The organism is Solidesulfovibrio sp. DCME, assembly GCF_049995385.1.
In the GTDB taxonomy this organism is placed as follows: domain Bacteria; phylum Desulfobacterota; class Desulfovibrionia; order Desulfovibrionales; family Desulfovibrionaceae; genus Solidesulfovibrio.
Genome location: NZ_CP188261.1, coordinates 5,327,446 through 5,341,831, shown reverse-complemented (window position 1 = coordinate 5,341,831; position 14,386 = coordinate 5,327,446). Strand labels below are relative to the sequence as shown.

The 14,386-nt window shown below is 67.5% G+C and carries 11 protein-coding genes; 3 read left to right on the top strand and 8 right to left on the bottom strand.

The genetic code is table 11. The features are described 5' to 3' along the window. Positions 1 to 341: 341 nt before the first annotated feature. Entirely contained in the window at positions 342 to 806 is a 465-nt protein-coding gene (gene dut / locus ACP59X_RS23515) for a dUTP diphosphatase (RefSeq protein ID WP_428563251.1), read from the bottom strand. A 224-nt stretch (positions 807 to 1,030) separates the two neighbouring features. Between dut and glgP the strand changes: the two genes are divergently transcribed. The 3 genes from glgP (at position 1,031) to ACP59X_RS23500 (ending at position 5,256) form a co-directional block, all read left to right on the top strand. After that, complete coding sequence (gene glgP / locus ACP59X_RS23510) at positions 1,031 to 3,601, top strand: alpha-glucan family phosphorylase (protein WP_428563249.1); 2,571 nt, start codon at positions 1,031 to 1,033, stop codon at positions 3,599 to 3,601. Between the two features lie 216 nt (positions 3,602 to 3,817). Beyond that, on the top strand, positions 3,818 to 4,783 hold the full coding sequence (gene bla, locus ACP59X_RS23505) for a class A beta-lactamase (protein WP_428563247.1): 966 nt from the start codon (positions 3,818 to 3,820) through the stop codon (positions 4,781 to 4,783). 116 nt (positions 4,784 to 4,899) lie between these two features. Further along, positions 4,900 to 5,256, top strand: a complete 357-nt coding sequence (locus ACP59X_RS23500; protein ID WP_428563245.1) for a DsrE family protein — start codon at positions 4,900 to 4,902, stop codon at positions 5,254 to 5,256. Between the two features lie 130 nt (positions 5,257 to 5,386). Here the strand turns inward: ACP59X_RS23500 and ACP59X_RS23495 are convergent, their stop codons facing one another. From ACP59X_RS23495 to ACP59X_RS23465, 7 genes are all read right to left on the bottom strand, one after another. Beyond that, entirely contained in the window at positions 5,387 to 7,717 is a 2,331-nt protein-coding gene (locus tag ACP59X_RS23495; RefSeq protein WP_428563243.1) for an FAD-dependent oxidoreductase, read from the bottom strand. Positions 7,718 to 7,757: 40 nt separating this feature from the next. Then, on the bottom strand, positions 7,758 to 9,392 hold the full coding sequence (locus tag ACP59X_RS23490; protein ID WP_428563241.1) for a glutamate synthase-related protein: 1,635 nt from the start codon (positions 9,390 to 9,392) through the stop codon (positions 7,758 to 7,760). Further along, on the bottom strand, positions 9,356 to 10,486 hold the full coding sequence (locus ACP59X_RS23485) for a class II glutamine amidotransferase domain-containing protein (protein WP_428563239.1): 1,131 nt from the start codon (positions 10,484 to 10,486) through the stop codon (positions 9,356 to 9,358). The genes ACP59X_RS23490 and ACP59X_RS23485 overlap by 37 nt, the downstream gene beginning before the upstream one ends. A gap of 364 nt (positions 10,487 to 10,850) precedes the next feature. Then, the gene (locus ACP59X_RS23480; RefSeq protein WP_428563237.1) at positions 10,851 to 11,795 is read right to left on the bottom strand and encodes an ABC transporter substrate-binding protein; all 945 of its coding nucleotides are present in this window, start codon (positions 11,793 to 11,795) and stop codon (positions 10,851 to 10,853) included. Between the two features lie 40 nt (positions 11,796 to 11,835). Continuing rightward, a complete protein-coding gene (locus ACP59X_RS23475) occupies positions 11,836 to 12,603 on the bottom strand; it encodes an ABC transporter permease (RefSeq protein WP_428563235.1) in 768 nt (255 codons plus the stop codon). 1 nt (position 12,604) lies between these two features. Beyond that, positions 12,605 to 13,408, bottom strand: a complete 804-nt coding sequence (locus ACP59X_RS23470; protein ID WP_428563233.1) for an ABC transporter permease — start codon at positions 13,406 to 13,408, stop codon at positions 12,605 to 12,607. A gap of 198 nt (positions 13,409 to 13,606) precedes the next feature. After that, positions 13,607 to 14,365: an ABC transporter ATP-binding protein gene (locus ACP59X_RS23465; RefSeq protein ID WP_428563231.1), complete on the bottom strand. Its 759-nt coding sequence runs from the start codon at positions 14,363 to 14,365 to the stop codon at positions 13,607 to 13,609. Positions 14,366 to 14,386 lie beyond the last annotated feature (21 nt).

Sequence of the window (14,386 nt, the reverse complement as noted above, 5' to 3'; positions counted from 1 at the left end):
GGAGGGAACCCCCTTTTTTGTAAAAAAGGGGGTTCCCTCCCCCGGACCCCCACCTTCCCTCAAAAAACGTTCAAAGGGGGATTCCGTTCTCTGCCTTCCTCGAATGCGGCGCTTCGCCGCTGGCGCCCGTGGCCGCGCAATCCGCCCGGCCGAGCTGGCCGGCTTTGCGGCCTGCAGCGGCCGGGCGGATTGCGCGACCACCACCACCGACGCCAGGCCGTCCGACATTCCCGACCGCTGCGCCACCCGCCCCATCGGGGAGGTCCAGGAGGGGATCATCCCCTCCTGGCCGCCGGAGGCATCTTCTCCCCCCTCTCCCCCTCCCTCATCTTATTCTTCCCCTACACTCTCCCGCTATGCCCGAAGCCGCCCTCGCCGCGGCCGGTGTCGCCGAGTTCGTCCACGGGCGTGACGATGGGGCGCACGACGGGCGCGAGGATGAGCTGGGCGATGCGTTCGTGGCGGGCGATGGTTACGGGCTCGGCGGAGGTGTTGAGCAGCCAGACGATGATTTCGCCCCGGTAGTCCGGGTCGATGACGCCCACGCCCTGGGCCACGGTCAGGCCGTGCTTGGCCCCAAGTCCCGAGCGGGAATAGACGAAGCCGGCCAGGCCGGGTGTTTCGATCTCGATGGCGATGCCGGTCGGCACGGCGGCGCGCGCGCCGGGGGCGATGGTGAGCGTTTCGGCCTCGATGTCGGCGCGCAGGTCCAGCCCGGCCGAGCCCGGGGTGGCGACGCTCGGCGGATTGGCCCGGCTCGATTCCCGGAGGAATTTGAGGCGAAGGATGCTGGTCGGCGCGGTCATGGGGAAAACCTCCGGGTGGCGATAGGGGGGTTAACCTACCGTATCCGTTGATTTTGTAAATAAGATTTAACATGCTGAAATCGCGGAAGTTCTCGCTTCGGTGTCATGGTCGTGACGATTTGCGGCCTCCCTTGCCTTTTGCCGGGCCTTATGGGTAGATGCCACGAAGCCACGGACCGGGCGGCGATGCGCGCCGCGACGGAGGGCTCATAAAAGGGGAAGCTATGCAGCCGTTACGCGTCTATAGCGTGGTGCCGAAATTGCCGGCCAAACTCAAAGCACTGTGGGATCTGGCCTACAATCTGCTTTTTTCGTGGAACGACGACATTGCCTCGCTCTTCGCCCAGGTCGATCGCAAGTTGTGGCGGGATTGCGCGGGCAACCCCGTGGGCTTCCTCAACCGCCTGCCGCAAAAGACCCTGGCCAGCCTGGCCGAGGACGAGTTCTTCGTGGAACGCGTCAATGATCTGCGCCAGACGCTCCAGACATACCTTTCCCGCAAAACCACCTCCATCCCGTTCCCCGACCGCGACGGCCAGCCCGTGGTGGCCTATTTCAGCCTGGAATACGGCATCAGCGCCTGCCTGCCCGTCTATTCCGGGGGTCTGGGCATCCTGGCCGGCGACCACCTCAAATCGGCCAGCGACCTCTGCGTGCCCCTGGTCGGCATCGGGCTGTGCTACCAGCAGGGCTATTTCCGCCAGTACCTCACGGCCGACGGCTGGCAGCAGGAACGCTACCCCATCTACGATTTCGAGCAGATGCCCGTGTCACTTTGCCGCGACGAGGCCGGCGAGCGCATCCTCATCCATGTGGACCTGCGCGGCGAGCGCGTCTATGCCCAGATCTGGAAGGCGCAGGTCGGCCGGGTGTCGCTGTACCTCATGGATACCAACGTACCGGAAAACCAGCCCGGTTCGCGCCAGCTGACCAACCGCCTCTACGGCGGCGACCTGGAAACCCGGGTGCGCCAGGAATACCTGCTCGGTATCGGCGGCATCCGCGCCCTGGAGGCGCTTGCGCTCAAGCCCAAGGTCATCCACATGAACGAGGGCCATTCGGCCTTCGCGGGCCTCGAGCGCATCGCCAACTTCATGGACAAGTACAAGCTGTCCTTCGAGGCGGCCATGGAGCTGGTGGCCTCGAGTTCCATCTTCACCACCCACACGCCGGTGCCGGCCGGCAACGACCGCTTTCCGCCGGACCTCATCCAGGCCTATTTCGAGGACTACGCCAAGCGCCTGGGCCTGGCCTTCAAGGTCCTGCTGGCCCTTGGCCGCGAGGACCCGCGCAACGACTCCGAGCATTTCTGCATGCCGGTGTTGGCGCTCAAGCTCTCGCGCTTCAACAACGGTGTGTCCAAGCTCCACGGCGTGGTCTCGCGCAAGATGTGGAACCGGGTCTGGAACCAGTACCCGGTGGAGGACGTGCCCATCGGTGCCATCACCAACGGCGTGCACGTACCGACCTGGGTGTCCCAGGACATGGCCGCCCTCTACGACCGCTATTTCGGGGCCAACTGGCGGGAGGACCCGGACACGGGCCGGGTGTTCGCCCAGACCCACCTCATCTCCGATGCCGAGCTGTGGCGCACCCACGAGCGGCTGCGCGAACGGCTGGTGGGCTTCGTGCGCGAACGGCTGCGCGAGCAGTTGCTGGCCCGGGGCGCCAAGCGCAAGGAGCTGCAGGCCGCCGAGGAAGTGTTCGATCCCCAGGCCTTGACCATCGGCTTCGCCCGGCGCTTCGCCACCTACAAGCGGGCCAACCTGCTGCTGTCCGACAAGGAACGCCTGCTGCGCATCATTGGCGACAAGGCCCGGCCGGTGCAGTTCGTCTTCGCCGGCAAGGCCCACCCCCACGACAACGAGGGCAAGCGGTTCATCCAGGAGCTGGTGCAGCTGTGCACCAGCCCGGCCTGCCGGTTCAACATGGTCTTTCTGGAAGACTACGACATGGAAATCGCCAGCTACCTGGTCCAGGGCGTGGACGTCTGGCTCAATACGCCGCGCCGGCCCCTGGAGGCCTGCGGCACCAGCGGCATGAAGGCCATGTGCAACGGCGTGCTCAACTACAGCACCCTTGACGGCTGGTGGGCCGAGGCCTGGAAGCCGGACAACAGCGTGGGCTGGGCCATCGGCATGGGCGAGGAATACGAGGACGCCGGCTACCAGGATTTCGTGGAGAGCCAGACCCTCTACAACATCCTCGAAAACGAGATCATCCCGACCTTCTACGACCGGGGGCATCACGGCAACCTGCCGCGCAACTGGATCCGCAAGATGAAGGACTCCATCGCCGAGCTGGCGCCCCTGTACAACTCCCACCGGATGGTGGAGGACTATGCCCGCATCGCCTATGTCCCGGCCCTGGAGAACTACAACCGCCTGACTCTTACGGACTGCGAAGCGGCCAAGAGCCTGGCGTCCTGGCGCATGGACATGATGACCAAGTGGGGCAGCCTGGACATCCGCAACATCCGTTCCGACGAGCCGGAACAGATCCATGTCGGCGACCCCATCCGCGTGCGCGCCGAGGTGCATTTAAACGGCATCCGCCCCCAGGACGTGGAAGTGCAGATCTACGCCGGCCGCCTGGATTACGAAGGCAAGTTCAGCCAGCGCGAAACCGTGAACATGCGGCCCGTGGACAGCCAGGACGACGGCTGGACGGTCTACGTGGGCGAGGTCCAACCCGGCGAGGCCGGCCGGTTCGGCTACACGGTGCGCATCCTGCCGCACCATCCGCTGCTGCTCGACTCCCATTCGCTGGGGCTCATCCGCTGGGCCACGGTGTAGGGCAATACGTCGGGGGAGGGGAAGCCTCCGGCGGCCAGGAGGGGGTGACCCCCTCCTGGACCTCCCCACAAGGGGGGGGAGGCCGCCTGACAAGCGATTATCGGCGAGTTTTTGAACCGGCACCCGGTTTGGGCAAAAACGAAAACCAGGCAGAAAAGGTGGCGCAGCAGGCGACAAACGCAGGCTGCGCCGCTGTCGTTTCGAGCGGGGGAGCGTATGCGGCATCGGGTGTTGTGGCGGTGTGTGCTGTCGGTGGCGCTGGCCGTGGCCGTGTGCGGCTTGGCCGGGCCGGCCTGGGCCGGCCAGGGGGGGGATACGGTGTTGCGTTCCCGGTTGGCGGCCGAGGAACGCGAGGCCGATCCGCAACGGCAAGCGGGGCATGATCGCGTGTTGCGGTCCCGGCTGGCGGCCCTGGAGCGCGAAGCCGGGGGCCGGCTCGGCCTGGCCTTGCTCGACCCGGCCACCAGCCGGAGTTTCACCTACCGGGGCGGCGAACGGTTTGCGCTGTGCAGCACCTTCAAGCTGGTCCTGGCGGCGGCCGTCCTGGACAAGACCCGGGACGAGCCGGGGCTGCTCGTCAAGCATGTCGCCTACGGCGCGCGCGACCTCCTCGCCTGGGCGCCGGCCACTAAAGCCAACCTGAGCCGGGGCATGGACATTGACGCGCTGTGCGCCGCCGCCATCCAGGTCAGCGACAACACGGCCGCCAATCTGCTGCTGGCCGAGCTTGGCGGCCCCGGTGCGCTGACGGCTTTTGCCCGCCGGCTTGGCGACGGCACCTTCCGCCTCGACCGCCTGGAGCCGGAGCTCAATAGCGCCATCCCCGGCGACCCCCGCGATACCACCACGCCCGAGGCCATGGTCCGCACGGTGGCGCGCCTGACGCTCGGTGACGCGCTCCCCCCCGAAAAGCGCGACCTGCTCGTGGCTTGGCTTCGGAGCAACACCACGGGCGGGGCCAGCATCCGGGCCGGGGTGCCGCAGGGCTGGACGGTCGGCGACAAGACCGGCGGCGGCGATTTCGGCACGACCAACGACGTGGCCGTCCTGTGGCCGCCGCAAGGCCGGCCGCTGGTGCTGGCAATCTCTTTCACGCAGCCGCAACGCAACGCGCCGGCCCGGCGGGAGGTGCTGGCGGCGGCGACGCGGCTGGTTCTGGAGAGTCGGGCACAACCTCGGTAGGGGCAGTGTTGCGTCTTTTCATTGCCGGCATTTGCGCGCTATACTCTCGCCGTACGGTCGTTTTCATTGTGTTGCGGTCGGCAATGTCCTCAACCCAGACGATAACGAGGGAAGTCATGGCGCAATTTCTGTTTGCCTTGTCCCGTGGTCCGGAGGATCCGGTCCGGGCGGTCCGGGCCTTTTTCCTGGCCAAGGTCGCGGCCGGCAAGGGGCATGAGGTCACGGTGTTTTTGCTCGACGACGCGGTGTATTGGAGCAACCTGGGCATGGCCGAGACGGTGCGCATCCCCACCGGCGATGCCCTGATCGACCAGATCCGGGCCTTGCAGGAAAAGGGCGTGCGGATTTTGGTGTGCAAGCCCTGCGCCGAGGCCCGGCTCATCAGCGGGGACGACCTGCCGCCAAACTTCGCGATCAGCACCGCCCCGGACATGATCGACATCGCCGCCGAGGCGAAAGTGTTTTCGTTTTAACAGTCTGCCGTATTGATGCAACAAACCGGGCCGCCTCCAACGAGACGGCCCGGTTCGTTTATCCCGTATGGGAGGTCCAGGAGGGGCGAGCCCCTCCTCGTCGCCGAAGGCTTTCGCCCTCAATCAACCGCTACACCAGCGGCGCGTTCTCCACTAGGCTCCAGACGCCGCAGGGGCAGGCGTTGGCGCAAAAGCCGCAGCCGATGCACTTGGCCGGGTCGGACACCATCTCGAACTCCTTGCCGTCCTTGGCCTGGCGCGAAATCGCCCCGGTGGGGCAGATCGTCTCGCACAGCCCGCAGTCGCGGCAGGCGCCGCAGGACGAACACTGGCTGGCGCAGGAGTCGAGGTCATTGAATTCCATGATGCGCGGGTCGAAGTATTCGAGTTTGGCCCGGCGGTAGTCGATCATCTTGCGGGTGTCCTCGCAGGGGCGCTTGCCGGCGAAGATGTCGATGATGGCTTTCGCCGCGTCGCGGCCCATGCCGATGGCCTGGGTCAGCAAACCCGGTTTGACGATGTCGCCGATGGCGAACACCTTCGGGTTCGTGGTCTGGTAGATGTCGCTGACCTTCACGTAGCCGCGTTCGGTGGCGATGGTGTCGTCGAGGAACTCCAGGTCCGGCACGTCGCCCACGGACAGGATGACCGTGTCAGCGGGCAGGAGCTCGCCGGACTGGAGCAGGACCCCCTCGGCCGTGATCTCCTTGGTGAAGCAGGGCCACTGAAAGGTCGCGCCCACGGCTTCGGCATCCTTTTTTTCCTTGCCGAAGGCGGCGGGCTTTTGGATGTCGATGAGCGTGATGGTTTCGGCCCCCAGGCGGGCCGCTTCCGTGGCCACGTCGCAGCCGACGTTGCCGGCGCCGATGATGACCACCCGCTTGCCGACCGCAACCGCGTTTTTCTTGGCCGCCTTGAGGAAGGTCAGGGCCGGCTGGGCCAGTTCCTTGCCGGGCACGGGCAGCATGCGCGGCTTGTTGGCGCCGACGGCCAGGACCGTGAAGTCGTAGTCGGTCACGAGCTGGGCGAAAGCGTCCTTGCCCATGACCGCCGGGAGCTGGATATGGGGCAGCACCTCCTGGGCGCGCGCGATTTCCGCGTCCAGGACGTCCTTGGGAATGCGCGTGGCCGGGATGGCCGCCGTGATCTTGCCGCCGAGCTTCTCCTCGAGGTCGTAGATCACGGCCTCGTGGCCGGCCAGGCGCAGCTGCCAGGCGATGGACATGCCGGCCGGGCCGCCGCCGACAACAGCCACGCGCTTGCCGGACAGGGGCGGCAGATCGGGCATGCGCCCGGATTTGACGTTGGCCTTGCCGAGCATGGCCGTGTCCAGCGGCACCAGGTTGCCCACCGAGCGCGTGCAGCCCTGCATGCACAGGTTGGGGCACAGGTAGCCGCACACCGTGGCCGGAAAGGGCGTATAGGCCAGGGCCAGGTCCATGGCTTCGTCCATGAGCCCGTCGCGCACGAGTTGCCAGCGCTGCTGCACCGGGATGCCGGTGGGGCAGCTGGCCTGGCAGGGCGAGAGGTATTTCTTGTTTTCCCAGACCGGCACGAAGCGGCGCAGGTCGCCGTTGACGATGAGCCCGATGGGCGAGCGGTCGCTGTCGTCGAGGTCGCCGATCAGGCCGCCCCGGCCGAGTTCGGCGTCCCAGACGCCGGCGCGGAATTCGCCCATGGCCCGGCGTTTCTTGCCGGTTTTCTCGTAGGGGCTGCGGGCCAGGATGCACTGCCAGTCGTCGCGCGCGGCCAGGGTGTCGTACAGCTCCGGCCGGCCGATGGCGGCGAGGTAGGTGCGCAGGTTGTCGGTGAGCCAGGCGAAGGCCGCGTCGTCGATGGGTTCGAGCTTGGCGTCGGCCAGGGAGAAGCCCTTGTGAGGGCCACGGAAGAAGATGCGGCCGCCGACCATGCCGACGCAGGGCCGGTAGCCGAGCACGTTGTCCGGGTTTTGCGGCTCGAAGCCGCAGACCACGGCCGTGCCGCCGGCCATGAACTCGGCGAAGTAGTCGCCAACCGAGCCCAGCACCCACATTTCCGGGGCGTCGTACTTGGGGTTGCGCTTGGTCATGGTCATGCCGCGCGCGCCGATGTTGCCGCCGACCAGGACCTTGCCCTGGGCCATGGCGTTGGCCGCGCCGTTGCCGGCGTTGCCGAGCACGACGATCTCGGCCCCGGCGTTGAGCCAGCCGATGTCGTCGGAGGTCGGGGCCTCGATGATGATCTTCGTGCCGGGAAAGCCCATGGAGCCGGTGCGCTGGCCGGGCGAACCGGTGATGCGCACGGTGACGGGTTCCTTTCGCGAGAGGAAAAGCCGGCCGCCGATGCCGTGCTGGCCGTAGGCCTCGACGGTCAGGGCGCGCGCCCCCTGGGTCACGGCCCGCTGGATGCGTTCCTCCAGGATGCGGGACTGGACCCGGTGGCCGTTTTCAAAACCGTGTATGGTGACGGATTGCTGTTCCATGTCGGTTGCTGCCTTGGCTTGTGCGGTGGATGTCGTTGCCCTAGACCACGTACTTGATCTTGAGGCGGTTTGCCGCGTGGTAGTCGCCGATGCCCAGGGCGTCGGACATGCCGACGGGCAGCGACGTGGAGCGACCCAGCGGCGCGACGATCTTGCGCAGCTCCGTGTCGAAGGACAAGAACACGTCCACCAGGCGTTCGGCCACGAGTTCGGGGTCCAGGCGGCGGTAGAGGCGCGGGTCCTGGGAGGTGATGCCCTTGGGGCACACGCCGATGTTGCAGACGTTGCAGCGGTCGTGCTCCGAGCCCAGGCAGCCGGCCGCGGCCTGCATGATGTATTTGCCGGACTGCACGGCGCTGGCCCCGAGCATGATCAGGGCGGCGGCATTGGCGGCCAGGTTGCCGTTCTTGCCGATGCCGCCGCCGGCGATGAGCGGAATCTCGTTCTGCCTGCCGGCGATGCACAGGTTTTCGTAGCAGTCGCGCAGGTTGGTGGCGATGGGATGGCCCATGTGGTTCATGGACACGTTGTAGGCCGCCCCGGTGCCGCCGTCCTCGCCGTCGATGGCCAGCCCGGCCGCGTAGGGGTTGCGCACGAGGTTATTGAGCACCGCCGTGGAGGTCGTGGTGCCGGAGATCTTCGGGTAGACCGGCACGCGGAATCCCCAGGCCATGGACATGGACTGGATCATCTTGGCCACGGACTCCTCGATGGAGTACTGGGTCTGGTGGGTGGGCGGGCTCGGCAGGGAGACGCCCTGGGGCACGCCGCGGATGGCGGCGATGAGCTTGTTGACCTTGTACCACATGAGGAGCCCGCCGTCGCCGGGCTTGGCCCCCTGGCCGTACTTGATCTCGATGGCGCAGGGGTCTTCCTTCATGTCGGGCAGGGCTTTTATGATCTCGTCCCAGCCGAAGTAGCCCGAGGCGATCTGCAGCACCATGTACTTGAGGAAGCGCGAGCGAAGGAGCCTGGGCGGGCAGCCGCCCTCGCCCGTGCACATGCGCACGGGCATGCCCATTTCCTCGTTTAAGTAGGACACGCCCATGACCAGCCCTTCCCACATGTTGGGGGAAAGCGCGCCAAAGGACATGGAGCCGATCATCAGCGGATAGATCTCGCGCACCGCCGGCACCCAGGCGTTGTCGGCCAGGGCGGCCAGGCCGTCCTCGGGGGGCAGGATGCGGCCTAGAAGCGTGCGCAGTTCGAACTCGTGGCGGCCGGCGTCCAGGGCCGGGTCCGTGAGCATGGAAATGCGGATGAACTTGATCTGGTCGAGCAGGCTGCCGGTATCGTTGCGGCGACCGCCACGGGTGCGGGCCGCGCCGCCGCGGTTGTTGTGGAACTTGAGCGTGGTGGCTTCCGGGCGCAGCCTGGGGGCGATGGCGTTATTGGGGCAGACCATGTTGCACATGCCGCAGCCGATGCAGCGGTAGGCCGGGTCGGTGCGCTGGCGGATGCCGTAGTAGATCGAGTAGCTGTTGGTCGGCTTTTTCTGCAGGGCGATGGTCGCCTCGACGCTACGCTTGCGGAAGACCCCGAGCTCGATGGCACTGACCGGGCACACGGAGGTGCAGCGCCCGCACAGGGTGCAGGTGCCCTTGTTCCACTCGACCTGCCAGGGGAGATCGACGACGCTTAGTGTGGACGGGGTAATGACTGCAGCTGATTGCATAAGGTGACCTCTTGGCATTCGGGGCGCACGATGGCCGTGTCCAGGTGCATGGGTTGCACGTCGGCGCGGGGGTCGCGGTGGGGGAGGGCCGCGTCCAGGCCGCAGATTTCCGAGGAGAAGGCGAAGATGCCGTCATGGCCGCCGACCACGCCCGGCCGCAGCTTCTTGCGGTCCTGGACCATGAACATGGTGCCTTCCGGCAGGCAGCCGATGACGCAGTTGGGCCCGTCGATGATGAGCTTGCGGCAGGTCTGCTTGATGCGCCCGAGAAGCGCCCGGTCGGGATGGCCTTCCATCTCGGCGTCATTGAGCGGCGTGATGACGTGCTTGTAGTATTCGATGCCAAGGCCCAGGCGATTCAAGGTAAAATGCATGATGTGGGCGAAGACCTCGGAATCGGACTGGTAGCCCATGTAGCCTTCAAAGCCGCGCGAGAGCAGGTATTCCTTGATGGGAATGAAAGCCGTGTTCTCGCCGTTGGTCATGGTGCACACGCCCTGGAGGAAAAACGGGTGGCAGGCGTACAGGTTGATGGCGTAGTTGGTGTTCTGGCGGCCCTGGGCCAGGATGCGCCGGGCGTAGAGCTCGGGCCGGTCCAGCCCCAGGTATTCGGCCACGGTCATGGGGTCGCCGACTTCCTTGACCATGATGGTGTCGGGCCAAAACGAGAACACGCGGATGTCGTCGCGCTCTTCGCCCAAAAGCCGCAAGGTCACGCGGATGCCCATGTAGGTCAACTCGCGCTCGGCCCTGAAAGCGGCCTTGAGGTCGGCCGGGACCTCGTAGGCCCGGGCCATGTAGACGCCCCGGACCGGGGTGCCTTCCGGTGTCTTGGTGCGGGGATCGAGCACCAGGGTGGCCTTGGTCACGAAGCCCCGTTCGTCCATGAAGGCGTCCAGGCGCTTGAGGCCGTCCTCGGTGAAGATCCCGGACAGGATCGGCGCATCCTTCATTTCCGCGAAGGGACCGCCCAGGTCATGCAGGAACAGGCCGACGCCGGAGCCGTCGTGGCCCTCCTTCATGACGTTGAGCGCCTCGATGGCACGCATGGGGGACACGGGGTCCCGGCTGCTGAGGGCGAATAAGCGGCACATGGTCTACTCCGAATAACGGTATCTATTTGAGGGGGGTTTTTTCATAGTGACAAAATGGGGCATCGTAAAGCGAAAAATAAAATAAGGGACTGTCTTGCGGAAATTGTAAATAATTCCCGCAGGGAAGAAATGGACAAACGAACGGAACCGACAGGGTGTTTCACCGCATTTGGCAAGTCCAACCGGCGATAAAACGTCGAATCTCTGCCGTGGCGGAAGATATTGCGACGATTCGTCGGCAATGCCCGGTCGATGGTTCGCGACAACATGTTTTTTTCCGGTCTCCGCCGCAAGCGGTGCCAGGCCGCCGGGCGAAGGGGGAGGTTTTCCCCGAATTGGGAAAATAAGACCGCTCCGACCGGCGTCAACGCCCGGGAACGTCCAGGAGCTCCGCGGCGGGAAAGGGCATCTCCAGCAGCCGGAACCGGGCGCAGACGTCGATGACGCCTTGCAGGGCAGCCGGGTCCAGGGCCTCAGGGAAGCGCGGCAGGGCGATCTTGGCGGCCAGTTCCGGCGAAAGCCTGGTGCGCCCGGCCAGGATGTCCCGGGCCTTTTGCGGCTGGGCGGCAATGAAGGCCGAGGCCTTGGCCACGGCCCGGGCGAAGGCGGCCGCCTCCTTGGGATGGCTGTCGATCCAGGATTTTTTGGCGAACCAGGCGCCGATGAGGTAGGGGTCGCCGAAGGCGGCGTGGGGCGAGGGGTCGAGGATGCGGGCCGCGCCGCGCGAGGTGGCGTCGGTGACGAAGGGCTCGATGGCCAGGGCCGCCGCGACCGAACCCTTGGCCAGGGCGGTGGTCATGTCCGGGAAGGGCACTTCCACCAGCCGGACCGCCTCCGGGGCCAGGCCCGCCTTCTCGGCCAGGGCGCGCATGGCCGCCTCGTTGATGTTGCCGAGCGTATTGATGGCCACGGTCTTGCCGGCCAGGTCCTTGACCGAAGCGACGGCCGAGCCGGCCGGCACGAGCAGGGCGTGGACGTCGTTGCTGCCGATTTTGCCCTCGGCGCCGGGGGCCAGGAAGGCGAAATCGAAGCCCCGGGCGTGGGCCAGGATGATGGACACGGTGTTGGACCAGCCGATGGCGACCTCGCCGCCTTCCACGGCCGGGGCGATGACCGCGCCGCCCTTCATGGCCAGGCCTTTGACGGCCAGGCCCTCGGCGGCGAAATAGCCCTCGGCCTCGGCCACGTAGAGTTGCAGGCAGTCGCCCACGGGGATGTAGCCCACGGCGACGGTGGCCGGGTCGGCGGCCCGGGCCGGGGCGGCCAGGCACAGGGCGCAAAGCAGGGCGAGAAGGGCGGCGAGGCGCATGGCAAGCTCCTTGGCTGGTTTGGGCCGGGGGAAGGCCGGCCTAGTCCCCCATACCGTCCTTGGGGCCTTCCCGCCAGGGCAAAAGTTTGGCCAGCCCCCATTGGGCCGCCGCGTTGAGCCCCAGGCCCAGGAGTCCCAGGGCCAGCACCCCGGCGTACATCTCCGGGATGGCGAAGGTGCGCTGCATGCGCAGGATGTAGTGGCCAAGGCCGCTTGTGGCGCCGATCATCTCGGAGAGCACGGCCACGATGAGCCCCATGGGCACGGCCGTGCGCAACCCGGCGGCCACGCTCGGGCCGGCGGCCGGCAGCAGCACCCGGGCCAGGGTGTCGACGCGCGACACGCCGTAGGCGGCGGCCGTGAGCCGGAAAAGCGGCGGTACCGCCCGCGCCCCGTCGGCCGTGCTGACCAGGATCGGGAAAAAGCAGGCGAAAAAGACCACGAACACCTTCATGGCCTCGCCGATGCCCAGAAACAGCATGGCCGCCGGGATGATGGCCGGCGGCGGCACCGGGCGCAGGACTTCCACCAGCGGCGCCAAAAGCCCCCGCAGGCGCCGGGACACGCCCATGCCCAACCCCAGGGGCACGGCGCAGCCCGTGGCCAGGGCCAGCCCGGCCAGGGCCCGGCCGAGGGTCAAGGCGGCCTGGGCCGGCAGCAGCCCCGACACCGTCAGCTTGGCGAAGGTGGCGGCAATGACCGTCACGGGCGGGAAATACAGCGGCGAGACGAGCTTGGCCCGGGAGACCGCCTCCCAGGCCACGGCCAGGGCCAAGGCCACCAGGAGGCCGGAAAAGCGCCGGGCCATGCTAGCGTCCCCTTCGCGGCAGCCAGCGCAGCAGCCGGCCGCGCAGGGCCAAAAAACAGGCGTTGACGCCAAAGCCGAGCAGCCCCACGGCCACGATGCCGGCGTACATGCCCTCGGGCCGCCGGGCCAGCGAGCATTCCAGGATGAACGAGCCCAGGCCGCTGGGCGAGGCGGCCATCTCCGTGGTCACGGTCACGGCCACGGCCACGGCCAAGGCGATCCGAAGCCCGGAGAGCACTTGCGGCATGGCCGCCGGCAGCCGTACCAGCCGGACGGTCTCGCCGGGCGTGAACCCATACACCCGGGCCGTGTCGCGAAGCTCCGTCCCGGCCGCCCCGGCCCCGGCCAAGGCGGCCACATAGGCCGGCCAGGCGCAGGCAAAGGCGGCGATGGCCAGGCACAGCCCGAAACCGATGCCCAGCAACAGAATGCCGACGGGAATGAGCGCCACCGACGGTATGGGGCGCAGGAATTCCGCCGTGACCCTGACCGCCCGGCCAAGGCCCGGAAACACGCCGCAGCAAAAGCCCAAGGCCGCCCCCAGGGCGCCGCCCACGGCGAATCCGGCCAGCACCCGGCCAAGGGTCGCCCCGCCCTGGCGCCACAATTCGCCCGAAACGGCCAGCCGCCACAACTCCCCGCCAACGGCCGAGGCCGGCGGCAACAGATCCGGCCCGATCCAGCCCGAGCGCGCCGCCGCTTCCCAGACAAGGAGGAGAAGCGCGAGCAGGAAGTAGCCGAGGAATGCCTCCGGCGGCCAAAAGGGGCTTTGCCCCTTCTGGACTTCCCCACCGGGGGGGATCATCCCCCCCGGACCCCCTGGATGGGGGGGGAGGGGGCAGGGCGATGGGGTGGACGGCGTCATTACTCTCTGCATTGCCTGCATGTCGGCGGATCGGTTGCTCGGTTTCCCCCCTTCAGGGGGTCCGGGGGGATTATCCCCCCGGGTCCAGGGCGGCGCCCTGGTCGGGAGGGCACGGGAGGGGCAAAGCTCCTCCTGTCCCTATCGGCGCAGCAACGCATGGATGGCTTTGCGGGCGTCGAGGAAGCGCCGGTCCTCGCGCGTGGCGACCTGGTCGCGGGGGCGGGGCAGGTCGATGGCGAGGGTGGCGGCCACCCGGGCCGGGGGCGCGGTCAGCACCACCACGGTGTCGGAGAGGTAGACGGCCTCGTCGATGTCGTGGGTGACGAACAGCACCGTTTTCCCCTGCTCGGCGGCCACACGGGCGAGCAAGTCCTCCAGGTCCTCGCGGGTCTGGGCGTCCACGGAGGCGAAGGGCTCGTCGAGGAGCAGCACGTCGGCGCCGTAGGCCAGGCCCCGGGCCAGGGCGGCGCGCTGCTGCATGCCGCCGGAGAGCTGCCAGGGGTAATGGTCGGCGAAGGCGGACAGGCCGACCTCGGCCAGGGCCTTGGCGGCCACGGCCTCCTTGTCCGTTTTGCTGCCGGGCTTGCGGCGCAAAACGAACCGGATGTTGCCGGCCACGGTCAGCCAGGGGAACAGCGAGGCAGCGGCGTTTTGGAAAATCAGCGCCATTTCCGGCGGCGGCCCGGTGACGGCCCGGCCGTTTAGGGCCACCCGGCCGGCGGTCGGGGCGAGCAGGCCGCTGGCGCACAGCAGCAGCGTGGACTTGCCGCAGCCCGACGGTCCCAGCAGCGAGACGAAACCGCCGCGCGGCACGGCAAAACTCACCTCGGCCAGGGCGCAGGCCGGGGCGTGGCCGTTGGCAGCGTAGGTTTTCGACAGGCCTTCGATGGTCAGCACGCGACGTCTCCGCCGGCTTCA

Excerpts from the sequence above, each read along its gene's own strand:
- ACP59X_RS23485 (WP_428563239.1), bottom strand. The coding sequence starts at position 10,486 with ATGTGCCGCTTATTCGCCCTCAGCAGCCGGGACCCCGTGTCCCCCATG.
- ACP59X_RS23475 (WP_428563235.1), bottom strand. The coding sequence starts at position 12,603 with ATGGCCCGGCGCTTTTCCGGCCTCCTGGTGGCCTTGGCCCTGGCCGTG.
- ACP59X_RS23480 (WP_428563237.1), bottom strand. The coding sequence starts at position 11,795 with ATGCGCCTCGCCGCCCTTCTCGCCCTGCTTTGCGCCCTGTGCCTGGCC.
- ACP59X_RS23500 (WP_428563245.1), top strand. The coding sequence starts at position 4,900 with ATGGCGCAATTTCTGTTTGCCTTGTCCCGTGGTCCGGAGGATCCGGTC.
- ACP59X_RS23470 (WP_428563233.1), bottom strand. The coding sequence starts at position 13,408 with ATGATCCCCCCCGGTGGGGAAGTCCAGAAGGGGCAAAGCCCCTTTTGG.
- ACP59X_RS23490 (WP_428563241.1), bottom strand. The coding sequence starts at position 9,392 with ATGCAATCAGCTGCAGTCATTACCCCGTCCACACTAAGCGTCGTCGAT.
- dut (WP_428563251.1), bottom strand. The coding sequence starts at position 806 with ATGACCGCGCCGACCAGCATCCTTCGCCTCAAATTCCTCCGGGAATCG.
- ACP59X_RS23495 (WP_428563243.1), bottom strand. The coding sequence starts at position 7,717 with ATGGAACAGCAATCCGTCACCATACACGGTTTTGAAAACGGCCACCGG.
- glgP (WP_428563249.1), top strand. The coding sequence starts at position 1,031 with ATGCAGCCGTTACGCGTCTATAGCGTGGTGCCGAAATTGCCGGCCAAA.
- bla (WP_428563247.1), top strand. The coding sequence starts at position 3,818 with ATGCGGCATCGGGTGTTGTGGCGGTGTGTGCTGTCGGTGGCGCTGGCC.